Here is a 17,135-nt window from a genome sequence, read left to right as displayed (position 1 = left end):
AGATCGCAGCCTTCGGCAGCTCCTACAGGGAAATACATAATTCAATGTAGGAGCTGCCGAAGGCTGCGATCTTTTGCTTTTAATGGACGACTGAGTTGGGCGGGAGATGGCCGAGTCGCTCGGTCAGGCGCAGTCGCTGGATCGGATCGTCGCTGAGCAGCAAGGCGTGTTCCAGATCGAAGCGCTCGGCATTCGGGCAGTCGAGCCGCTGATACAGACTGGCCCGGGCCAGATAATCGGCGGCGCCAGCGTCGCCCAGTTCGAGCACGCGTTCGGCGTCGATCAGCGCGGCAATGAAGTCATCATGCGTCAGGTGCAACTGCCGCAGGTTGCGTGACAGCCGCTGCAGCATCTGCACGGGCGTCGCCGTAGCCAAGTGCTCGGCGTTGAGCTTCATGTTTGGCCCATATTGGCGCTGCAACAGCTCACGACAATCGTTGGGGTACAAGCGTCGCCCGCCGCACGGATCAAGGAGATGATCGGCACCGGGCACCTTCAACAGGAAGTGCCCGGGGAAATTGACGCCTACCAGCGGAATCTCCAGGCCGCGCGCCAGCTCAAGCGCAATCAACGCCAGCGCCAAAGGCTGGCCGCGATGGGTTTGCAAGACTTTATGCAACAACGCCGCCTGCGGACGCAGCGGCAGAAAATCGTCCTGGGCAAAGCCCAATTCAATCATGCGCCGTAACAGCGGCTGTGCCAACTCGCTCACCGGCAGCATCGGCAAACCGTAACTGACCCGCTGTTGCAGCTCCTTGAAGTCTTGCAGGAGTGCCGCTGGATCCACGTCTTTTTCGTGTTCAGCCGCCATCCACAGCGCAGCTTCCAACAGCGCAGGCGGTGAACGGTGCAGGCATTCGAAAAAACGTTGGCGCGGACTCATTGAAATCTCCGGGGAATGCCTCGTTTTAGCCCCGTCCGCGAGATTCGTCCAGTGCCCTGCAGCGCAGGTTCGGGGTTATGCCGCAAAGCCGTTGTCCCAGCAGGTACTTATTCCGGTGCGCTCCAGCAATTTTCAGGCGCAGGCCTATACTGGCGTTCTACAAGAAGTGATTCGGGAGCCCAACGATGTTTGCGCTCATGCAAAGCACTCGCCTGGAATCGCTGCACCTTAGCGTTGACCCGGTCACCGGGTTGAAGGCGGTCATTGCCATCCATAACAGTCGCCTCGGCCCAGCCTTGGGCGGATGTCGTTATCTTGCCTATCCCAATGACGAATCTGCCGTCGAGGACGCCATTCGCCTGGCCCAAGGCATGAGTTACAAGGCCGCGTTGGCGGGGCTGCCGCAGGGCGGTGGTGTTGCAGTGATCGTGCGTCCGGTGCACGTGGAAAACCGTGGCGCGCTGTTCGAAGCCTTTGGCCGCTGCATCGATCAGCTCGACGGTCGCTATATCACCGCGATCGACAGCGGCACCTCGGTCGCCGACATGGATTGCATCGCCCAGCAGACCCAACATGTCACCAGCACCACGTCTGCCGGCGATCCGGCACCGCACGCGGCGATGGGCGTGTTCACCGGCATTCGCGCGACGGCCATGGCACGGTTGGGCAGCGATAATCTCGAAGGCTTGCGCATCGCGATTCAGGGCTTGGGCAATGTCGGTTATGCATTGGCCGAGCAACTGCACGCCGCCGGGGCTGAACTGCTGGTCAGCGATATTGACCACGGCAAGGTGCAACTGGCGATGGAGCAACTCAACGCCCATCCAATCGCCAACGACGCGTTACTCAGCACCCCGTGCGACATTCTTGCACCGTGTGGTCTGGGCGGAGTTCTGAACAGCCACAGCGTCACGCAACTGCGGTGTTCGGCCGTGGCGGGTTCGGCGAACAATCAACTGACGCATCTGGATGTCGCCGATCAACTGGAGCGGCGCGGGATTCTGTATGCGCCGGATTATGTGATCAACGCAGGTGGGCTGATTTACGTCTCTCTGAAACATCGTGGCGAGGAATTGCCGACGATTACCGCGCATCTGTCGAAGATCAGTTCGCGGTTGACCGAGGTGTTCGGCCATGCGCAGGCGGAAAAACGTTCGCCGGCGCGGGTGGCGGATGAGTTGGCGGAGAAAGTTTTGTATCGTTGAGTTTCACAGGCATGAAAAAGGCCCTGAGCCATTCGACTCAGGGCCTATTCAATTCGGTCATCGCTTACTTTGCAGCTTTCGCCGCTTTGACCGGCTTCACCGGCGTTTCAGCAGGTTCTGCAGCTTCGGCATTATCGACCGGTTCTGCCGGTGCATTGAGCAGCTCGGACAATGCATCAGGCTGGCTCTTGAACGCCCGGGCGAACACATCGCGATTCTTCGCCATGTAGATCCCGGCTTCTTCCACTTGCTGTTCAGTCAGGGACGGAACGGCTTTTTGCAGGACATCGGCCAGATATTCGGCCAGTTCGAGCATTTTGTCATGACGGTCAGCTTCGGCTTTATCCATGAACAAGCGCTCCAGATCTCGGCTGCTGCGGTATACCACTTCGACGGCCATTCACCACCTCACATGCCTTCACATTAAGTTGTCTTGACGACTACTGTATCCATATACAGCGAAAAGGATAAGCGAATCCCTGCGCCATGGGTAGTGGCTTTTCAATGTAGACCGGATTTCGGGTTTGTCAGGGAGACCGTGTCGCTGCATTCGCGAGCAGGCTCGCTCCCACAAAAGCACAGCGGTGCGACCAAACGCCACGGCGCGGGTTTGGCGGCGTCTCGCCATGATGGCGTGGCCTCTTTTCTGCATGAAAACCGTTACGTGCAGAAAACCGTCACGTCCAACACGCATCATCCGCTCGCATTCGAGCTAAGGAACATCATCGTGAAAATAAACTGGGCCGAGAAACTGCGGCAAAACGTGCATCAACTGGCCGAGTCCCTGGGCAACCTGTTTGTCGAGACCTTCCACTATCTGGCGCTGTTTGCCATCGGTGCGGTGACGGCATACGCGGCGGTGATGGAGTTTCTCGGGATGCTCGAGGAAGGCCACATCAAGATCGATGACATTCTGTTGCTGTTCATCTATCTCGAGCTGGGAGCGATGGTCGGGATTTATTTCAAGACCAACCACATGCCGGTGCGCTTTCTGATCTATGTGGCGATCACCGCGCTGACCCGTCTGCTGATTTCCAATGTCTCGCACCACAACCCGCCGGACATGGGCATCATTTACCTGTGCGGCGGGATTCTGCTGCTGGCGCTGGCGATTCTGGTGGTGCGTTACGCTTCGTCGCAATTTCCGTCGGTGAAGATCGAAAAACCACAGCGCACGCTGGGCACCGGTTCCAGCGAACATCCTGAAGTCGAGAAGGGTGAGCTTTAAAGCCCGGCTGCCGGTCGTGGCTGACCGATGACGCGTGGCGGTGGCGGCGTCAGCCCGCTGCCGCTGGTCATGGCTTCGAGGATCGCCATGGCGCTATGGCCCTGTTCGATGGCGATGCCGAACTGAATGCTTTGCACCAGGCGCTTGAGGCGCGCGGGGTCGTTGCGCTGCTCGGCGCTGATCATGCGTTTGGCCACGATCCGGCCGCTATTGGACAGGGTCAGCATGATGCTACCGTCCAGGCCCTGAATGCTCAGGTTGATCTGATAGTCCGGCGCGAAGGCATCGGTAATGATCTGAAAAGGATTGTCCATGATGCGTCACCGCCTGATTGAACGTGCAGTTGTTGACCGGCCGTGATCGGGTTGGTTCGCCAAACCGGATCATCGGCCATTCCGTGGCCTGTATTTGTTGCTTCATGTAGGAGCTGCTGCAGGCTGCGATCTTTTGCTCTTCAGTGTTTTGATTTCGGTCATCAAGAGCAAAAGATCGCAGCCTGCGGCCGCTCCCGTAGGGACGTAGCAAGGGCTGTGCCGGGAAAATTGTCGAACAATGAACACGGGCATAAAAAAGGCGAGCTACGCGGCTCGCCTTTTTTAATGGCGCGTTTTCAGGGCAGAACCAAGTAGATGATCGCTGACAGTGCAATCAGACCGATCAACACCACGAACACGTTGGACACCTGGCCCGAATACTGGCGCAAGGCTGGCACGCGGCGGATGGCGTACATCGGCATCAAGAACAGCAGGCAGGCAATCACTGGCCCACCGAAAGCCTCGATCATCCCGAGGATACTCGGGTTGAAAGTCGCCACGGCCCAGCAACTGAGGATCATGAACACGGCGGTTGCGCGGTTCAGCCAGCTCGCTGACATGACCCGGCCACGGCTGCGCAGGCTTTTCACGATCATGCCTTGAAAGCCTTCGCTAGCGCCGATGTAGTGGCCGAGGAAGGATTTGGTGATCGCCACCAGTGCAATCAGCGGCGCGGCGTAAGCGATGACCGGGGTCTGGAAGTGGTTGGCCAGGTACGACAGGATCGAAATGTTCTGCGCCTTGGCGGCTGCCAGATCCGCCGGCGACAACGCCAGTACACAGCTGAAGCAGAAGAACATCACCGTGATGACCATCATGCCGTGGGCCATGGCGAGGATGCCGCTGCTCTTGCGTTCTGCCTGTTCGCCGTAGCGCTGTTTTTGATCAACGGCAAACGCGGAAATGATCGGAGAATGGTTGAACGAGAACACCATCACCGGGATTGCCAGCCACAATGTCTTGAGGAACACGGACATCGGCATGGCTTCTTGAGCACTGGCGAAAAAAGCGCCGTTCCAGTTCGGAATCAGGCTGAACGCGAGCAGCAGCAATGCGGCGACGAATGGATACACCAACACGCTCATGGCTTTGACGATCACGCTCTGACCGCAACGAACGATCGCCATCAAACCGAGGATCAGCGCCAGCGAAAGGATCGCCCGAGGCGGCGGGGCGATGTGCAATTGGTGTTCGAGAAAGCTGCTCAAGGTGTTGGTCAGCGCCACGCTGTACACCAGCAGGATCGGGAAGATCGCAAAGAAATACAGCAGTGTGATCAGCTTGCCGGCGCCGATACCAAAGTGTTCTTCGACCACTTCGGTGATGTCCCCGGAGCGTCCGGACAACACGAAGCGGGTCAGGCCACGGTGGGCAAAAAACGTCATCGGGAAGGCCAGTACGGCGAGAATCAGCAACGGCCAGAAACCACCGACACCGGCGTTGATTGGCAGGAACAATGTCCCGGCGCCGATGGCGGTGCCGTACAGTCCAAGCATCCAGGTGGTGTCGAATTTGTTCCAGCCCTTGTGGGCTGTTTCTGCATTGCGTGTGCGGTCTACAGCGGGATTTTCGGCAGCAGGTGTACGTACATCGGTCATCGGTATCGCCTCGTTATTATTTTTGCTCGGGCTCACGGTTGGCAGACCGCTCTGTGCGGTCTGCCGGGGCGGTCAGGGAATGCGCGTCAGCATTCCACCCAGTTCACAGCCAGGCCGCCCCGTGAAGTCTCTTTGTATTTGTCATGCATGTCGGCGCCGGTATCGCGCATGGTGCGGATCACCCGGTCGAGGGAAATGAAATGGTTGCCGTCGCCGCGCAGGGCCATTTGTGTGGCGTTGATCGCTTTCACGGCGGCGATGGCGTTGCGCTCGATGCACGGCACTTGCACCAGACCGCCGACCGGGTCGCAGGTCAGGCCAAGGTTATGTTCCAGGCCGATTTCCGCGGCGTTTTCCAATTGCTCCGGGGTGGCGCCGAGCACGTCGGCCAGGCCGGCAGCCGCCATTGCGCAGGCCGAACCGACTTCACCCTGGCAGCCGACTTCGGCGCCGGAGATCGAGGCATTTTTCTTACACAGAATGCCGACGGCGGCCGCACCGAGAAAGAAAGCGACCACGTCATCGTCAGACGCGTCGGGATTGAATTTCATGTAGTAGTGCAGAACCGCCGGGATGATCCCGGCTGCACCGTTGGTCGGCGCGGTGACCATGCGCCCGCCAGCGGCGTTTTCTTCGTTGACGGCGAGGGCGAACAGGTTGACCCATTCCATTGCCGACAGCGTTGAACTGATCACGTTGGGCTTGCCGATTTCCAACAGGCTGCGATGCAATTTCGCCGCGCGGCGCGGCACATTCAGGCCTCCGGGCAGGATGCCTTCGTGGCGCAGGCCCTGCTCCACACATTCACGCATCACCGACCAGATGTGCAGCAGACCTTGGCGGATTTCCACGTCGCTACGCCAGGCGCGCTCGTTGGCCATCATCAGTTCGGAGACGCGCAGGTTGTGCTGTTTGCACAGTGACAACAGTTCGGCGGCGCTGGAGAAATCGTACGGCAACACCACGTCACCGGCCGGCGCCACACCGGACTCGGCTTCCGCTGCTTCGATGATGAAACCGCCGCCAACCGAGTAGTACGTCTGCTCGAACAACTCGGCAGTTTCGCCAAAGGCTGTCAGCGACATGGCGTTGGGGTGGTAGGGCAGGCTCTCGTCCAGCAGCAGGAGATCACGCTGCCAGTCGAAGGCAATTTCTCTCTGACCGGCGAGGGACAGTTGGCCTGTCTCACGCAGTTGCTGGATACGTGGATCGATGGTCGCCGGATCGATGCTGTCCGGCCATTCGCCCATCAGGCCCATGACCGTGGCACGGTCGGTGGCATGACCGACGCCGGTGGCTGACAGCGAGCCGTATAAACGGATTTCCACACGGCGTATGTCGTTCAGCAAACACTGATCAATCAGCGCCTGAGCGAAGGTCGCCGCCGCGCGCATCGGACCGACGGTGTGGGAGCTGGACGGGCCGATACCGACTTTGAATAGATCGAAAACACTGATAGCCATGCTAAACCCTTACAAGCAATGGAGTACGAATCGCTGCCATTTTTTGTAGGACAAGCGCAATGTCGGCGATACTGCCTACCTCGGTCCGACGTGACTAACGAAACTTCCTAAGTAAGCCTTTAGCAGGACTAAACGATGAGTCGTCAATTGCATGCCCAGACCTACGTCTGGCTGCAGGTGTTTTCCTGTGCCGCGCGGCACCTGTCGTTCACCCGTTGTGCCGAAGAACTGCACATCACCCCGGGGGCGGTCAGTCAGCAGATTCGTCAGTTGGAAGAGCGCCTGGGTTTTCGCCTGTTTCACCGGCGCGCACGGGGCGTTGAGTTGAGCGCAGAAGGGCAGCGGTTGGCGATCACCGTCAACGAGGCCTACGGCAGCATCGATGCCGAATTGCGTCGACTGGATGCCGGAATGATCAGCGGGATTTTGCGTGTGCGCTCGATTCCTTCGTTTCTCAGCAAGTGGCTGACGCCGCGCTTGCCGCGGCTGCAACAGCGCTATCCGGACATTCAGCTTCGCCTGGTCGCCGAGGACAGTAGCGTGCCGTTGCACGAGGGTGACTTTGATCTGGCGATCGACTTGAACGACGGCAGTTACCCGGGCCTGTTATCCACAGCCTTGCTCGATGAGCAGATTTTCCCGGTGTGCGCACCTAGCTTGCTACGCGGGCGACCGCCGCTGCATGGGCCGGCGGATCTGGTGCATTTTCCGTTATTGCACGACATCACCGCCTGGCGTGGCAGTTATGAATACGCGGAGTGGGAGTTCTATTTAAACGCGATCGGTTTTGAAGGCGCCGACGTACGGCGTGGGCATACCTTCAATCGTAATCACCTGACCATCGAAGCGGCGATTGCCGGCATGGGCGTGGCGATTGCCCGTCGTACGTTGCTCAACGATGAGCTGGAGCGGGGGACGTTGATTGTGCCGTTTGGTCTGGCGGTACCCAATCACAAACGCTACGTGCTGCTGTATGCGCCGGGGGCATTGAGCCATCCGGGCGTGCGTGCGGTGCATGACTGGCTGGTGGAGGAAGCGGGGATTTTTCGCAGCTTGCACCCGTTGAATGACGGGCAATTGTGAACAAAAGTTGCTGGGTCGCGAGGCGACCCAACTCCCGACCTTACCAGTGCTTTGCTCAGTTGTCCGGCTTTTTTTGCGAATGAAAATTTATCTTTTTTCAGGGGTTGAAATGTTCGCCGGTCGGGCCGATTGTTGTAACCAAGGGGTCAGGAAATTCAATTCAAGGCCCCTCGCGAGCTAGCTGAAATAAGGGATGAACTATGCAAATCCAAGTCAACAGCGATAACCATATTCAAAGTAGTCAACGACTGGAGGAGTGGGTACGTACAACCATTGAGAGCACGCTCGAACGTTATGAAGAAGACCTGACCCGCGTCGAAGTCCATCTGGCCGACGAGAACGGTGACAAACCAGGTCCCCATGACTTGCGCTGCCAACTGGAAGCGCGGCCAAAAGGCCATCAACCGATTTCCGTGACCCACAAGGCCGATTCGCTGGAACAGGCGATCGACGGTGCAGCCGAAAAACTCGAGCATGCTCTGGAGCACCTTTTCGGCAAACTGCGAGGTAAGCCACGTGCCGCTGTGGTGCCATTTAGCAAGGCGAATGACGCACTGCTGGAGGAAGAATTCCTTGAGAACGAACAGGCAGCGATCAACAGTTGATGCGCTGACTTTATAAGCCACCCAATGAGAACGGGCCTGCGGAAGCAGGCCCGTTTTTTGTTTGTGGCGGTTTTTGCGCAGGGCACAAAATCGTGGCCCCTCACCCCAGCCCTCTCCCTCCGGGAGAGGGGGCCGACCGAGGGGTATCGCGGGGTACATCGACCTGGAAGACCGAGTCGATTATGGATTCGATTAAGCAGAATCAGGTCGGCGTATCTCGCAAGCGTCCCACGGTCAGTCCCCTCTCCCTCTGGGAGAGGGTTAGGGTGAGGGCATTTTTCGATTCGCCGCAATTCTTATGATCTGCTCCAGTACGTCATCCATCTGCTGAGCTACCTCAAGATTACTGAAACGCACGACTTCAATGCCCTTTTGGTTCAGATAGCGTGTCCGGCGCTGGTCATGAATCAATCCCGCTGTTTCAAAATGCTGCCCACCGTCCAGCTCAATCGCCAATTTCAGCTCCGCACAGTAAAAATCCAGCACGTAAGGCGGACAGGGAAACTGCCGACGAAATTTCAGATTGGCGATTTGGCGGGAGCGGAGTTTTTGCCACAGCAGCTGTTCGCAATCGGTTTGGTTGACGCGTAACTGGCGGGCGAACTGGGCGAGGGTGGGGCGGGTTTGCATGCTTCACGATCCTTGTGAAGTTGGTTTGATATTTCACTCTAGCCCATTCCCCTCACCCCAGCCCTCTCCCGGAGGGAGAGGGGGCCGACCGAGTCGTATTGCGGGGTACATCGACCTGGAAAACCGAGTCGATTATGGATTCGGTAAAGCGGTTTCAGGTCGAGTCGGTTATAGATTCGGCAAAGTGGTTTCAGGTCGAGTCGATTATGGATTCGGCAAAGCAGAATCAGGTCGGCGTACCTCGCAAGCATCCCCCGGTCAGTCCCCTCTCCCTCTGGGAGAGGGTTAGGGTGAGGGGCTTTTCAACCCTCAGAACGCCACAGAAGTCTGCACATAAACTGTCCGCGGCTCACCCACATACTTACCCTTGTTGTTGTCATCAAACGAACGCGTGAAGTACTGCGTGTTGAAGATGTTCTTCACGCCTACCGCCACATTCAAATCCGCCAACTGCGGCCCGAAGTCATACCCGGCGCGGCTGCTGAACAGCATGTACCCCGGGATCTTGCCGGTGCTGCCATCGGCACTTTCTTTCGAGGTGTTGGCGTTGTCGGCGAACTGATCGCTCTGGAAGCTGCTATCCAGATTCAACTTCCAAGGGCCTTCGGTGTAACCCACGCCAATCGTGCCTTTGTGTTTCGACGAGAACGGCACGCGATTGCCCTTGTTCGGCCCGTCTTCGCGGATAGTCGCGTCAACATAAGCGTAGCTGGCGTAGACATCGAAACCGGCGAGCGCAGGGCTCAAGTCATCCAGCGCGTAATTGACGCTGGTCTCGATACCTTGATGGCGAGTTTCGCCACGGGCGATCACCGAATCGTTGGTCTGGTTGCTTTCGTACTGGTTGTCGAAGTTGATCAGGAACGCGCCGATCTCGGCCCGCAACGCGCCATTGTCATAGCGCGTGCCGAGTTCCCAGGTGCGCGCCTTTTCCGGTTTCACTTCGCCGCTGGTTACGCGGTTGGGCATCTGGCTGTATTGCACGCTGCCGAACGAGCCTTCGGTGTTGGCGTACAGGTTCCAGCTGTCGGTCAGGTGATACAGCACGTTCAACGCTGGCAGCGCGGTGTTGTAGTCGCCCTTGTATTTGACGTTGGTCAGGTTGTTGGTCTGCTGCGATTCGATCATCTCGTAGCGCACGCCCGGGGTGATTGTCCATTTGCCGATGTCGATGCGGTCGTCAATGAAGAACGCATTGGCTTCGGTGCCGCCACGGGTGTCGCGGTCATTGCGACTGTTGGTGGTCGGGTATTCGTTGCTGGCGATCGGCGTGCGATAGCGCAGTTCGTGGCCAGCCTCGTTGATGTAGCGATAGCCGACGCCGACTTCATGGCTGGTCGGGCCGAGGTCGAAGCCTTGGGCGAAACGGGTTTCCAGACCGCGCACCCAGTACTCGCGCGGCGACAGCGAGAGGAATGTGCCTTGATCGAGATACCCGCTGCGCAGGGTCTTGGTGAAGAAGGTGTTGGCGGTGAATTCGCGGCGATCTTCCTGATAGCGATAGCCGAAATTGAACATCGTGCGACGACCCCAGAACTGGTCTTTCGGTCGTGTCGACTGGTACGGATCGGCGTCGTAATCGGCGACGTTCAAACCGCCGGGCATGTCGGCCTTGCCTTCGTAATACTGGGCCATGGCGTTGAAGCTGTTGGCTTCGTCGAGCTGGTATTTGCCCTTGAGGATCAAGTCGTCGATTTCGGTGTCGCTGTGTTCGCGCCAGTCACCGCCACGGGTGCCGGAGTAGAGCAGCGCGCCACCGAGACCATTGGCGTTGGTGCCGCCGGCCAGCAGGTTGGCGCTGGTCTTGAAGCCATCGTGACTCGAAGAAGGGCTGGTTTCCGTCTGGAAGCCACCCTTGACCGTTGGCTCGTCAGGAATCGCCCGGGTCACGAAGTTGACCACGCCGCCGACGTTCTGCGGGCCATACCGCACTGCGCCACCGCCACGCACCACGTCCACGGCATCCATGTTGCCCATGCTGATCGGCGCGAACGACAACTGTGGTTGACCGTAAGGTGCGAATGGCACCGGGATGCCGTCCATCAACACCGTCGAGCGCGCGGCCAGGCGCGGATTCAACCCACGAATGCCGAAGTTCAGCGCCATGTCATGGCTGCCAGTGCCGTTGTTTTCCGGGGCGTTGACGCCGGGGATACGGTTGAGCACATCACGGGCCTGCGTTGCGCCCTGACGTTCGAACTCTTCGCGACGGATCACATCACGGGCACCGGGATGTTCGAAGACGTTGATTTGCGCAGCATCGCCGAGCCAGTCGCCGACGACTTTCGACGTGTCCAGCTCCAGCGCAGCGTCTGCCACTGGTTGCAGGCTGAACGCATTGTTGCCCTCGGCGCGCGCTTGCAGGCCGGTGCCTTCGAGCAATGCATTCAAACCCTGCTCAGGTGTGTAACTGCCTTCCAGGCCACGGCTTTGCACACCGCTGGTGACTTGCGAACCAAACGAAATCAGCACGCCCGCTTCACGACCAAACTGGTTGAGGGCGTTTTCCAGTGACGACGGCGCGATGTGATAAGCCTTGGCATCAGCGGCCAGCGCGGCGGGCAGGGCACTGAAACTCAGGCTGGCGCCGAGGACAAGATTGCGCAGGCTGCGGGCCAGTGGCGTGAGGCGGGTTGGGTGCATGGTGGTTGATCCTGAGAAGGTTGAATCAAGGGGGCTTTCCTTCTCTGTCACGCCAGATCTGAAAAACGGCTCATTTATTTTTGATGTTTTTTAAACCCGCGCTTCGACGCTCACCCAGTAACGGGTAAAGCGCTTCACCTTCACCGGCAAACTGATTTCCAGCAGATCGAGAATCCGCTCGCTGTCGTCCAGTGGATACGTCCCGGAGATCAACAGGTCGGCGACGTTCTTGGCGCAATTGAGTTGGCCGCGACGATAGCGGCCGAGTTCATCGAGGAAGTCGCCCAAACGCATGTGCGCGGCCACCAGCATGCCGTCGGCCCAGGCGCCGCTGTTGGCGTCCAGCGGTGTGGCTGAGCTGACGGACGTCGAGGTAAAACTCAACTGACGCGCGACCGGCAGCAGCATCGGCGCACGTCCATTGCTGCTCAGTTCGACGCGACCTTCGAACAACGCGATCTGCGTGCGATCGACAAACTGGCGCACATTGAGGCGTGCGCCCTGAGTTTTCAGAAGGCCCTGAGCTGTGCGTACTTCGAAGGATTGCGCGGCCGTCAGGAGAATTTCGCCTTCGAGCAAGCGGATCAATCGCTGCGCACCGTCGACGTCCACGGCACTGGCGGTATTGAGTTGCAACTTATCACCGCCACCCAGGGAAATTTTGCGTCGCTGCCCCAGCGGGCTGCGGTAATCGGCGAGCAGCGACGGCACAGGATTGTGCTCGCGCATGCCCCAAGTGACCGCCGTGCCCGCGCCAAGAATCAGCAGCAGTTTCATTGCCTGACGACGGCTGCCGGACTTCGGCCCGTTCAACGCCGCGTGTGCCAGCGGCGAAGACACGCCGCGCAACCTCTGGTTGACTCGCTGAATATGCTCCCACGCCCGACGATGCTCGCTGTGCGCATCCAGCCACTGTTGCATTGCCAATTGCTGGCGTGGCGACAGTGCGCCTTGCTGCATTTCTATCAGCCAGTGCACCGCCTGCTCGGCAACCTGAGAGGAGAAATCCGGCGCGCGGTTCATAGGGCGAAGTAGCAGCGCATCGCCGCTTTGTTCAAATGACGTTTGACCGTGGCCACAGAGATGTCGAGTTCAGCGGCGATCTGTGGATACGTCAGACCATCGACCTGCGCCAGCAAAAAGGCGCGTTTGACCTGACGCGGCAAACCGTCGAGCAACTGATCCAGCTCCATCAGGGTTTGCAGAATGATCGCCTTGTCTTCTTCCGACGGCGCGACCATGTCCGGCATCTGCGCCAAGGTGTCGAGGTAAGCGCGTTCAACATCCTGACGGCGGTAATGATTGAACAGGACGCGCTTGGCCAACGTCGTCAGAAAGGCGCGCGGCTCGATGATCACCGGCGGTTCGCGGGCGGTCAGCACCTTGATAAACGTGTCCTGGGCCAGATCCGCCGCGCTGTCCGGGCAGCCGAGTTTGCGCCGCAGCCAGCCAGTCAGCCAACTGTGATGAGCCTGATAGAGCGATTCGACGGGATGGGCGGACGACAACGGTATTACTCCGGGCGCTTGATGGCGCGGTAGAGAGTATGCGTTAGAGAACAAGAACTGTTCGCATTGTAAGGGGCGAAACGCTTAACCGGCAATCAGATGCTTTTGCGTATGAGAATATTTATCATTAATATTGCTCGCCTGTAGGTTCGGCTGATCGGCCGGACGTTTTTCGTTTCAGGGTCGAAACATGAAAGGCAAACTCGCCACACTTCCCATGTCCTATCGTCTGGCCGTCACCTCACGGGTGTTGGCGGCGGTGTTTGGCGGCTATCTCGTTGCGGCGCTGGCCAGTGTCACCCTGACGCTGTGGCTGCCGTTGAGTCGCGCCGAAGCGGTGGTGACCGGCATGACCATTTCCTTTCTGGTGTATCTGGTGGCGGTGCTCTGGTGCTTTGCCTGCCGTACGGCGTGGTCAGCCTGGGTCGGTTTGCTGGTGCCGAGCGTGATTCTGGCAACCATCTCCGGCGCAGCACGCGGATTGGGCTTGGCATGAAAGAGGGCTTTCGTCAGGCGATGGCCTGGCTGCACACCTGGGCCGGACTGCTGTTCGGCTGGTTGCTGTTCGCGATTTTTCTGACCGGGACGCTGGCCTATTTCAAGGATGAGATCAGCCACTGGATGCAGCCGGAAATCCCCGCGCGTTCGGTGAGTGCCGAGACGAGCCTGACGCTGGCCCAGAACTATTTGCAGCAACACGCTGCGGGCGCGTCACGCTGGCTGATTGATTTGCCCGATGCCCGTGATCCCGGCCTGACCGTCCGTTGGCAGCAAGCACCGGCAAAACCGGGTGAGCGCGGACGTTTCGAAGCAAAAACTCTGGATGCGCAAACCGGCGCCGAAGTGCAGGGCCGCGACAGCATGGGCGGCGAGTTCTTTTACCGTTTCCACTTCCAGTTGCAAATGCCTTATCCGTGGGGCCGTTGGCTGTCGACCATCGCCGCGATGGTGATGTTTGTCGCGCTGATCACCGGGATCATCACCCACAAGAAAATCTTCAAGGACTTCTTCACCTTCCGCCCGCGCAAGGGTCAGCGCTCCTGGCTCGACGGGCATAACGCGGTCGGCGTATTGGTGTTGCCGTTTCACTTGATGATCACTTACAGCAGCCTGGTGATTTTCATGTCGATGGTCATGCCGGCGAGCATCGTCGCGTCGTATGGCAGTGACGTGCGCACGTTCTATGACGAAGTTTTCCCCGCCTCGAAAACCCCGGAACGCGCCGATGTAGCGGCACCGTTGGCGGCCATAGCGCCGCTGTTGAGCAAGGCCAGCGAGCAATGGTCGGGCGGCCATACGGCGCGTCTGTCGGTGAGCAATCCGGGGGATGCCAATGCGACGGTGGTGCTGTCCCGTGCGGGGGATCGCGTGGTGCATGATTTCGGCCGCGCCGTGACGTTCAACGGGGTGACCGGGCAGATGCTCGGCAGCACACCGGAGCAACCGCTGGCGATGGCGGTGGGGGGCGCGTTCTATGGTTTGCACATGGGCCACTTTGCCGGGTCGGTGTTGCGCTGGCTGTACTTCATCTGCGGGCTGGCGGGTACGGCGATGATCGGCACCGGGCTGGTGATCTGGCTCGGCAAGCGTCAACTCAAACATGCCAAGAGCGGCGTGATGCCGTTCGACCTGCGGCTGGTGGAAGTACTGAACATCGCCAGCATGGCCGGGCTGGTGTCTGCGGTGGCGGTGTTCTTCCTGGCCAATCGTCTGTTGCCGGTGAGCCTTGCCGAGCGTGCAGATTGGGAAGTGAACGCGTTCTTCACGGCCTGGGGCTTGAGCGTGCTGCACGCGATGTTGCGACCGGGGCGCAAAGCCTGGGTTGAACAGCTTGTTTTCGGTGCTGCGCTGTTTGTTGCAGTGCCGCTGATCAATGCGCTGACCACTCCTTGGAACCTCGGCGTGGCTTTGATGCAGGGCGATTGGGCGTTGGCCGGTTTTGATCTGACCTGCCTCGCCACAGGTCTGTTTCTGGCGTGGGCCGCATGGAAAATGCAGCGCGCCGGCAGCACCGTCAGCGTTAAAAAGCCACGTCGCGAAACGCCTTGGCCGATCACTCTTGAGCAAGGGGCTAACTGATGCTGCTGGCACTGTTGCTCACATACGCCGGATTCACCGCGTTGTGCCTGTCGATGCCTCGGCACCACGATGAATTGCTCAGCCGCAAGCCTTCCACGCGTCGCCGTCAGGGCCTGAAACTGGCCGGGTGGTTTTTGTTGGGCTTGTCGCTGTGGGCCGCCGTTTCTGCCAATGGCTGGAGCTTCGGTCTGGTCGACTGGTTCGCCGTACTGATGCTCAGCGCCCTGGCGTTGGTATTGCTGCTGCCGTATCGCCCGCGTTTCGCATTGGCACTGGCTGGTGTCAGTCTGCTGGCCAGCCCGGTTGCCGCATGGGCGCAGTGCTGACGTGCTGATCGGTCTGCCGCCGGAATCCCGCGACGACGAGCCGCGCGGGGCGCGAGCGCATTTTCTCCAGGTTTTTCTGTCTCAGCGTTCGCAAATGGAAGCGCTGGTGAGCCGGCGCGTCGGTTGCCGGGCGACGGCGGCGGATCTGGTTCAGGACCTGTTTTTGCGTTTCTGGCGGCGGCCGCTGGTGCAGGTCGAAGAGCTCAGCACCTATCTTCTGCGCTGCGCCGGCAACATCGCCATCGACCATCTGCGCAGCGAAGGCACGCGCACGCGCGTCAACGAGGGTTGGCAACCGGACGCGCCGGACAGCCATGGCAGCGAACCGCAAGCGGCGCTGGAAGCGGGCAATGATCTGAAGCATGTCGAAGCAGCGTTGCGTGCGTTGCCCGAGCGTACCCGGCAGATCTTTTTGCTCAATCGCATCCACGGCCGCAAGTACGCGGAAATCGCCAAAGCCATGGGCCTGTCCCAAAGTGCCGTGGAAAAACATATGATGCGCGCCCTCGAGGCCTGCAAGGCCAGCCTGCGCGAACCCGCGCCACGCCTGCCAGGGAAAGCACCGTGAAGCCATCCGACTCCATTGTTCCGACGCTCGCGCAAGAGCAGGCCGCGTTTGCCTGGCTGAGCTTGCTGCACGATCGGCCGAGCGCCGGCGATCAATTGACCTTCAGCCAATGGCTACGCGCTGATCCGGCGCATGCCGAAGCGTATGCGCAGGCGCAAGTGGTCTGGGAATTGAGCGAAAGCCCGGCGCGCACGCTGGCCGATGAAGAGGCTTTGGCGTTGCAGGGCTTTCTCGATGCGATGGATCGCCCGCGCCGTCCGCAGCTTTTGCGTTGGTCGGGCGCGCTGGCGATGGCGGCGTGTCTGCTGCTGATGGTCAGCCTCGGCAGCGGGTGGCAGCCGCAGCGCTGGATCGATGATCTGGGCGCGGATTATGTTTCGGCGCCCGGCGAAATCCGCACGGTGATACTCGCCGATCAATCGCAAGTGACGCTGGATGGCGACAGTGCGATTGCCGTGGATTTCAGCCATGGCGAGCGGCATGTGCAATTGCGCCGGGGGGCCGGTTTTTTCAGCGTCACACATACGGGGGATCCGTTTGTGGTCGTGGCGGAGAAGGGCGAAGCGCGGGTGCTTGGCACACAGTTCGAAGTGCGACTGCAACCGCATGGCGCCCAGGTCACGGTGTTGTCCGGGCGCGTCGGGGTGACGGCGGATCGTGGTGGTGAACAAAAGATTCTCACCGCCGGCCAGCAGGTTGCTTACGGTGACGGTGCGGCGGAGAAACTGCATGCCGTTGACAGCGAAGGGCAATTGGCGTGGCGTCAGGGCTGGCTGACTTACTACAAGTCGACGCTGGGCGATGTGGTGGAGGATCTGCGGCGTTATTACCCGGGGCGGATTGTGTTGCTCAACGATGAGCTGGCGGCGCGCAAGGTCAGTGGCAGTTTTCCGAGCAAGGATCCGCAGGCGGTGCTCAGTTCCCTGCAAGGGGTGATGGGATTTGAGCAGCATCAGGTGTTGGGGCATCTGATTATTTTGCGTTAGGGCTGATGGCCTCTTC

The 17,135-nt window shown here is 59.5% G+C and carries 17 protein-coding genes and 1 pseudogene; 9 read left to right on the top strand and 9 right to left on the bottom strand.

The genetic code is table 11. The features are described 5' to 3' along the window. Positions 1 to 79: 79 nt before the first annotated feature. Positions 80 to 883, bottom strand: a complete 804-nt coding sequence (locus ACW9IR_RS18470) for a SirB1 family protein (RefSeq protein ID WP_095119424.1) — start codon at positions 881 to 883, stop codon at positions 80 to 82. 185 nt (positions 884 to 1,068) lie between these two features. Between ACW9IR_RS18470 and ACW9IR_RS18465 the strand changes: the two genes are divergently transcribed. Next, positions 1,069 to 2,088: a Leu/Phe/Val dehydrogenase gene (locus ACW9IR_RS18465; RefSeq protein WP_102900652.1), complete on the top strand. Its 1,020-nt coding sequence runs from the start codon at positions 1,069 to 1,071 to the stop codon at positions 2,086 to 2,088. A 145-nt stretch (positions 2,089 to 2,233) separates the two neighbouring features. Here the strand turns inward: ACW9IR_RS18465 and ACW9IR_RS18460 are convergent. Then, a pseudogene (locus ACW9IR_RS18460) lies at positions 2,234 to 2,488 on the bottom strand (YebG family protein); the annotation flags it as partial. Between the two features lie 327 nt (positions 2,489 to 2,815). Between ACW9IR_RS18460 and ACW9IR_RS18455 the strand changes: the two are divergent. Continuing rightward, entirely contained in the window at positions 2,816 to 3,316 is a 501-nt protein-coding gene (locus ACW9IR_RS18455) for a phosphate-starvation-inducible protein PsiE (RefSeq protein WP_053117232.1), read from the top strand. Here the strand turns inward: ACW9IR_RS18455 and ACW9IR_RS18450 are convergent. The 3 genes from ACW9IR_RS18450 to ACW9IR_RS18440 all read right to left on the bottom strand — a co-directional run bounded on the left by ACW9IR_RS18450 (position 3,313) and on the right by ACW9IR_RS18440 (position 6,691). Then, positions 3,313 to 3,630, bottom strand: a complete 318-nt coding sequence (locus ACW9IR_RS18450) for a DUF3509 domain-containing protein (RefSeq protein WP_095119421.1) — start codon at positions 3,628 to 3,630, stop codon at positions 3,313 to 3,315. The two genes, ACW9IR_RS18455 and ACW9IR_RS18450, sit on opposite strands and share 4 nt — an antisense overlap. Positions 3,631 to 3,926: 296 nt before the next feature. After that, positions 3,927 to 5,228 (bottom strand): HAAAP family serine/threonine permease, encoded by a 1,302-nt coding sequence (locus ACW9IR_RS18445; protein WP_457464556.1) that lies wholly within the window; start codon positions 5,226 to 5,228, stop codon positions 3,927 to 3,929. An 86-nt stretch (positions 5,229 to 5,314) separates the two neighbouring features. Next, positions 5,315 to 6,691 carry an L-serine ammonia-lyase gene (locus ACW9IR_RS18440; RefSeq protein ID WP_457464554.1) on the bottom strand — a complete coding sequence of 459 codons (1,377 nt, stop codon included), beginning with the start codon at positions 6,689 to 6,691 and terminating at the stop codon, positions 5,315 to 5,317. Positions 6,692 to 6,826: 135 nt separating this feature from the next. On the opposite strand from ACW9IR_RS18440, the gene ACW9IR_RS18435 reads away from it, so the two are divergent. Both ACW9IR_RS18435 and ACW9IR_RS18430 read left to right on the top strand, forming a co-directional pair. Continuing rightward, the gene (locus ACW9IR_RS18435; RefSeq protein WP_095119418.1) at positions 6,827 to 7,774 is read left to right on the top strand and encodes a LysR substrate-binding domain-containing protein; all 948 of its coding nucleotides are present in this window, start codon (positions 6,827 to 6,829) and stop codon (positions 7,772 to 7,774) included. Between the two features lie 200 nt (positions 7,775 to 7,974). Next, positions 7,975 to 8,379: an HPF/RaiA family ribosome-associated protein gene (locus tag ACW9IR_RS18430; protein WP_016986992.1), complete on the top strand. Its 405-nt coding sequence runs from the start codon at positions 7,975 to 7,977 to the stop codon at positions 8,377 to 8,379. A 261-nt stretch (positions 8,380 to 8,640) separates the two neighbouring features. Here the strand turns inward: ACW9IR_RS18430 and ACW9IR_RS18425 are convergent, their stop codons facing one another. The 4 genes from ACW9IR_RS18425 to ACW9IR_RS18410 form a co-directional block, all read right to left on the bottom strand. Beyond that, the gene (locus ACW9IR_RS18425) at positions 8,641 to 9,009 is read right to left on the bottom strand and encodes an endonuclease domain-containing protein (RefSeq protein WP_150730101.1); all 369 of its coding nucleotides are present in this window, start codon (positions 9,007 to 9,009) and stop codon (positions 8,641 to 8,643) included. Positions 9,010 to 9,318: 309 nt separating this feature from the next. Further along, the gene (fecA, locus tag ACW9IR_RS18420; protein ID WP_457464551.1) at positions 9,319 to 11,652 is read right to left on the bottom strand and encodes a TonB-dependent Fe(3+) dicitrate receptor FecA; all 2,334 of its coding nucleotides are present in this window, start codon (positions 11,650 to 11,652) and stop codon (positions 9,319 to 9,321) included. Between the two features lie 90 nt (positions 11,653 to 11,742). Further along, on the bottom strand, positions 11,743 to 12,675 hold the full coding sequence (locus tag ACW9IR_RS18415) for a FecR domain-containing protein (protein ID WP_457464550.1): 933 nt from the start codon (positions 12,673 to 12,675) through the stop codon (positions 11,743 to 11,745). Further along, positions 12,672 to 13,160 carry a sigma-70 family RNA polymerase sigma factor gene (locus tag ACW9IR_RS18410; RefSeq protein WP_102900646.1) on the bottom strand — a complete coding sequence of 163 codons (489 nt, stop codon included), beginning with the start codon at positions 13,158 to 13,160 and terminating at the stop codon, positions 12,672 to 12,674. The genes ACW9IR_RS18415 and ACW9IR_RS18410 overlap by 4 nt, the downstream gene beginning before the upstream one ends. A 190-nt stretch (positions 13,161 to 13,350) precedes the next feature. Here ACW9IR_RS18410 and ACW9IR_RS18405 point away from each other — a divergent pair, with 190 nt between their 5' ends. Genes ACW9IR_RS18405 through ACW9IR_RS18385 form a run of 5 tightly spaced genes read left to right on the top strand, consistent with a single transcriptional unit; the run spans position 13,351 to position 17,119 of the window. Further along, positions 13,351 to 13,656, top strand: a complete 306-nt coding sequence (locus ACW9IR_RS18405) for a DUF3649 domain-containing protein (protein WP_016986986.1) — start codon at positions 13,351 to 13,353, stop codon at positions 13,654 to 13,656. Beyond that, the gene (locus tag ACW9IR_RS18400; protein ID WP_457464547.1) at positions 13,653 to 15,239 is read left to right on the top strand and encodes a PepSY-associated TM helix domain-containing protein; all 1,587 of its coding nucleotides are present in this window, start codon (positions 13,653 to 13,655) and stop codon (positions 15,237 to 15,239) included. Before ACW9IR_RS18405 ends, ACW9IR_RS18400 begins: the two co-directional genes overlap by 4 nt. Next, positions 15,239 to 15,565: a DUF3325 domain-containing protein gene (locus tag ACW9IR_RS18395; protein WP_095119412.1), complete on the top strand. Its 327-nt coding sequence runs from the start codon at positions 15,239 to 15,241 to the stop codon at positions 15,563 to 15,565. Before ACW9IR_RS18400 ends, ACW9IR_RS18395 begins: the two co-directional genes overlap by 1 nt. A 1-nt stretch (position 15,566) precedes the next feature. Continuing rightward, entirely contained in the window at positions 15,567 to 16,133 is a 567-nt protein-coding gene (locus ACW9IR_RS18390; RefSeq protein ID WP_110719067.1) for an RNA polymerase sigma factor, read from the top strand. Then, entirely contained in the window at positions 16,130 to 17,119 is a 990-nt protein-coding gene (locus ACW9IR_RS18385; protein WP_457464545.1) for a FecR family protein, read from the top strand. The genes ACW9IR_RS18390 and ACW9IR_RS18385 overlap by 4 nt, the downstream gene beginning before the upstream one ends. The last annotated feature ends 16 nt before the right edge of the window (positions 17,120 to 17,135 follow it).

The sequence above is a fragment of the Pseudomonas sp. SDT291_1_S447 genome, from assembly GCF_054070155.1.
The sequence above is the reverse complement of the archived record's forward strand: the minus strand, read 5'-3'. Positions and strand labels throughout refer to the sequence as shown.

Coding starts and splice junctions, on each gene's coding strand:
- ACW9IR_RS18415 (WP_457464550.1), bottom strand. CDS start 12,675: ATGAACCGCGCGCCGGATTTCTCCTCTCAGGTTGCCGAGCAGGCGGTG.
- ACW9IR_RS18440 (WP_457464554.1), bottom strand. CDS start 6,691: ATGGCTATCAGTGTTTTCGATCTATTCAAAGTCGGTATCGGCCCGTCC.
- ACW9IR_RS18465 (WP_102900652.1), top strand. CDS start 1,069: ATGTTTGCGCTCATGCAAAGCACTCGCCTGGAATCGCTGCACCTTAGC.
- ACW9IR_RS18450 (WP_095119421.1), bottom strand. CDS start 3,630: ATGGACAATCCTTTTCAGATCATTACCGATGCCTTCGCGCCGGACTAT.
- ACW9IR_RS18470 (WP_095119424.1), bottom strand. CDS start 883: ATGAGTCCGCGCCAACGTTTTTTCGAATGCCTGCACCGTTCACCGCCT.
- ACW9IR_RS18405 (WP_016986986.1), top strand. CDS start 13,351: ATGAAAGGCAAACTCGCCACACTTCCCATGTCCTATCGTCTGGCCGTC.
- ACW9IR_RS18400 (WP_457464547.1), top strand. CDS start 13,653: ATGAAAGAGGGCTTTCGTCAGGCGATGGCCTGGCTGCACACCTGGGCC.
- fecA (WP_457464551.1), bottom strand. CDS start 11,652: ATGCACCCAACCCGCCTCACGCCACTGGCCCGCAGCCTGCGCAATCTT.
- ACW9IR_RS18425 (WP_150730101.1), bottom strand. CDS start 9,009: ATGCAAACCCGCCCCACCCTCGCCCAGTTCGCCCGCCAGTTACGCGTC.
- ACW9IR_RS18430 (WP_016986992.1), top strand. CDS start 7,975: ATGCAAATCCAAGTCAACAGCGATAACCATATTCAAAGTAGTCAACGA.
- ACW9IR_RS18435 (WP_095119418.1), top strand. CDS start 6,827: ATGAGTCGTCAATTGCATGCCCAGACCTACGTCTGGCTGCAGGTGTTT.
- ACW9IR_RS18445 (WP_457464556.1), bottom strand. CDS start 5,228: ATGACCGATGTACGTACACCTGCTGCCGAAAATCCCGCTGTAGACCGC.
- ACW9IR_RS18395 (WP_095119412.1), top strand. CDS start 15,239: ATGCTGCTGGCACTGTTGCTCACATACGCCGGATTCACCGCGTTGTGC.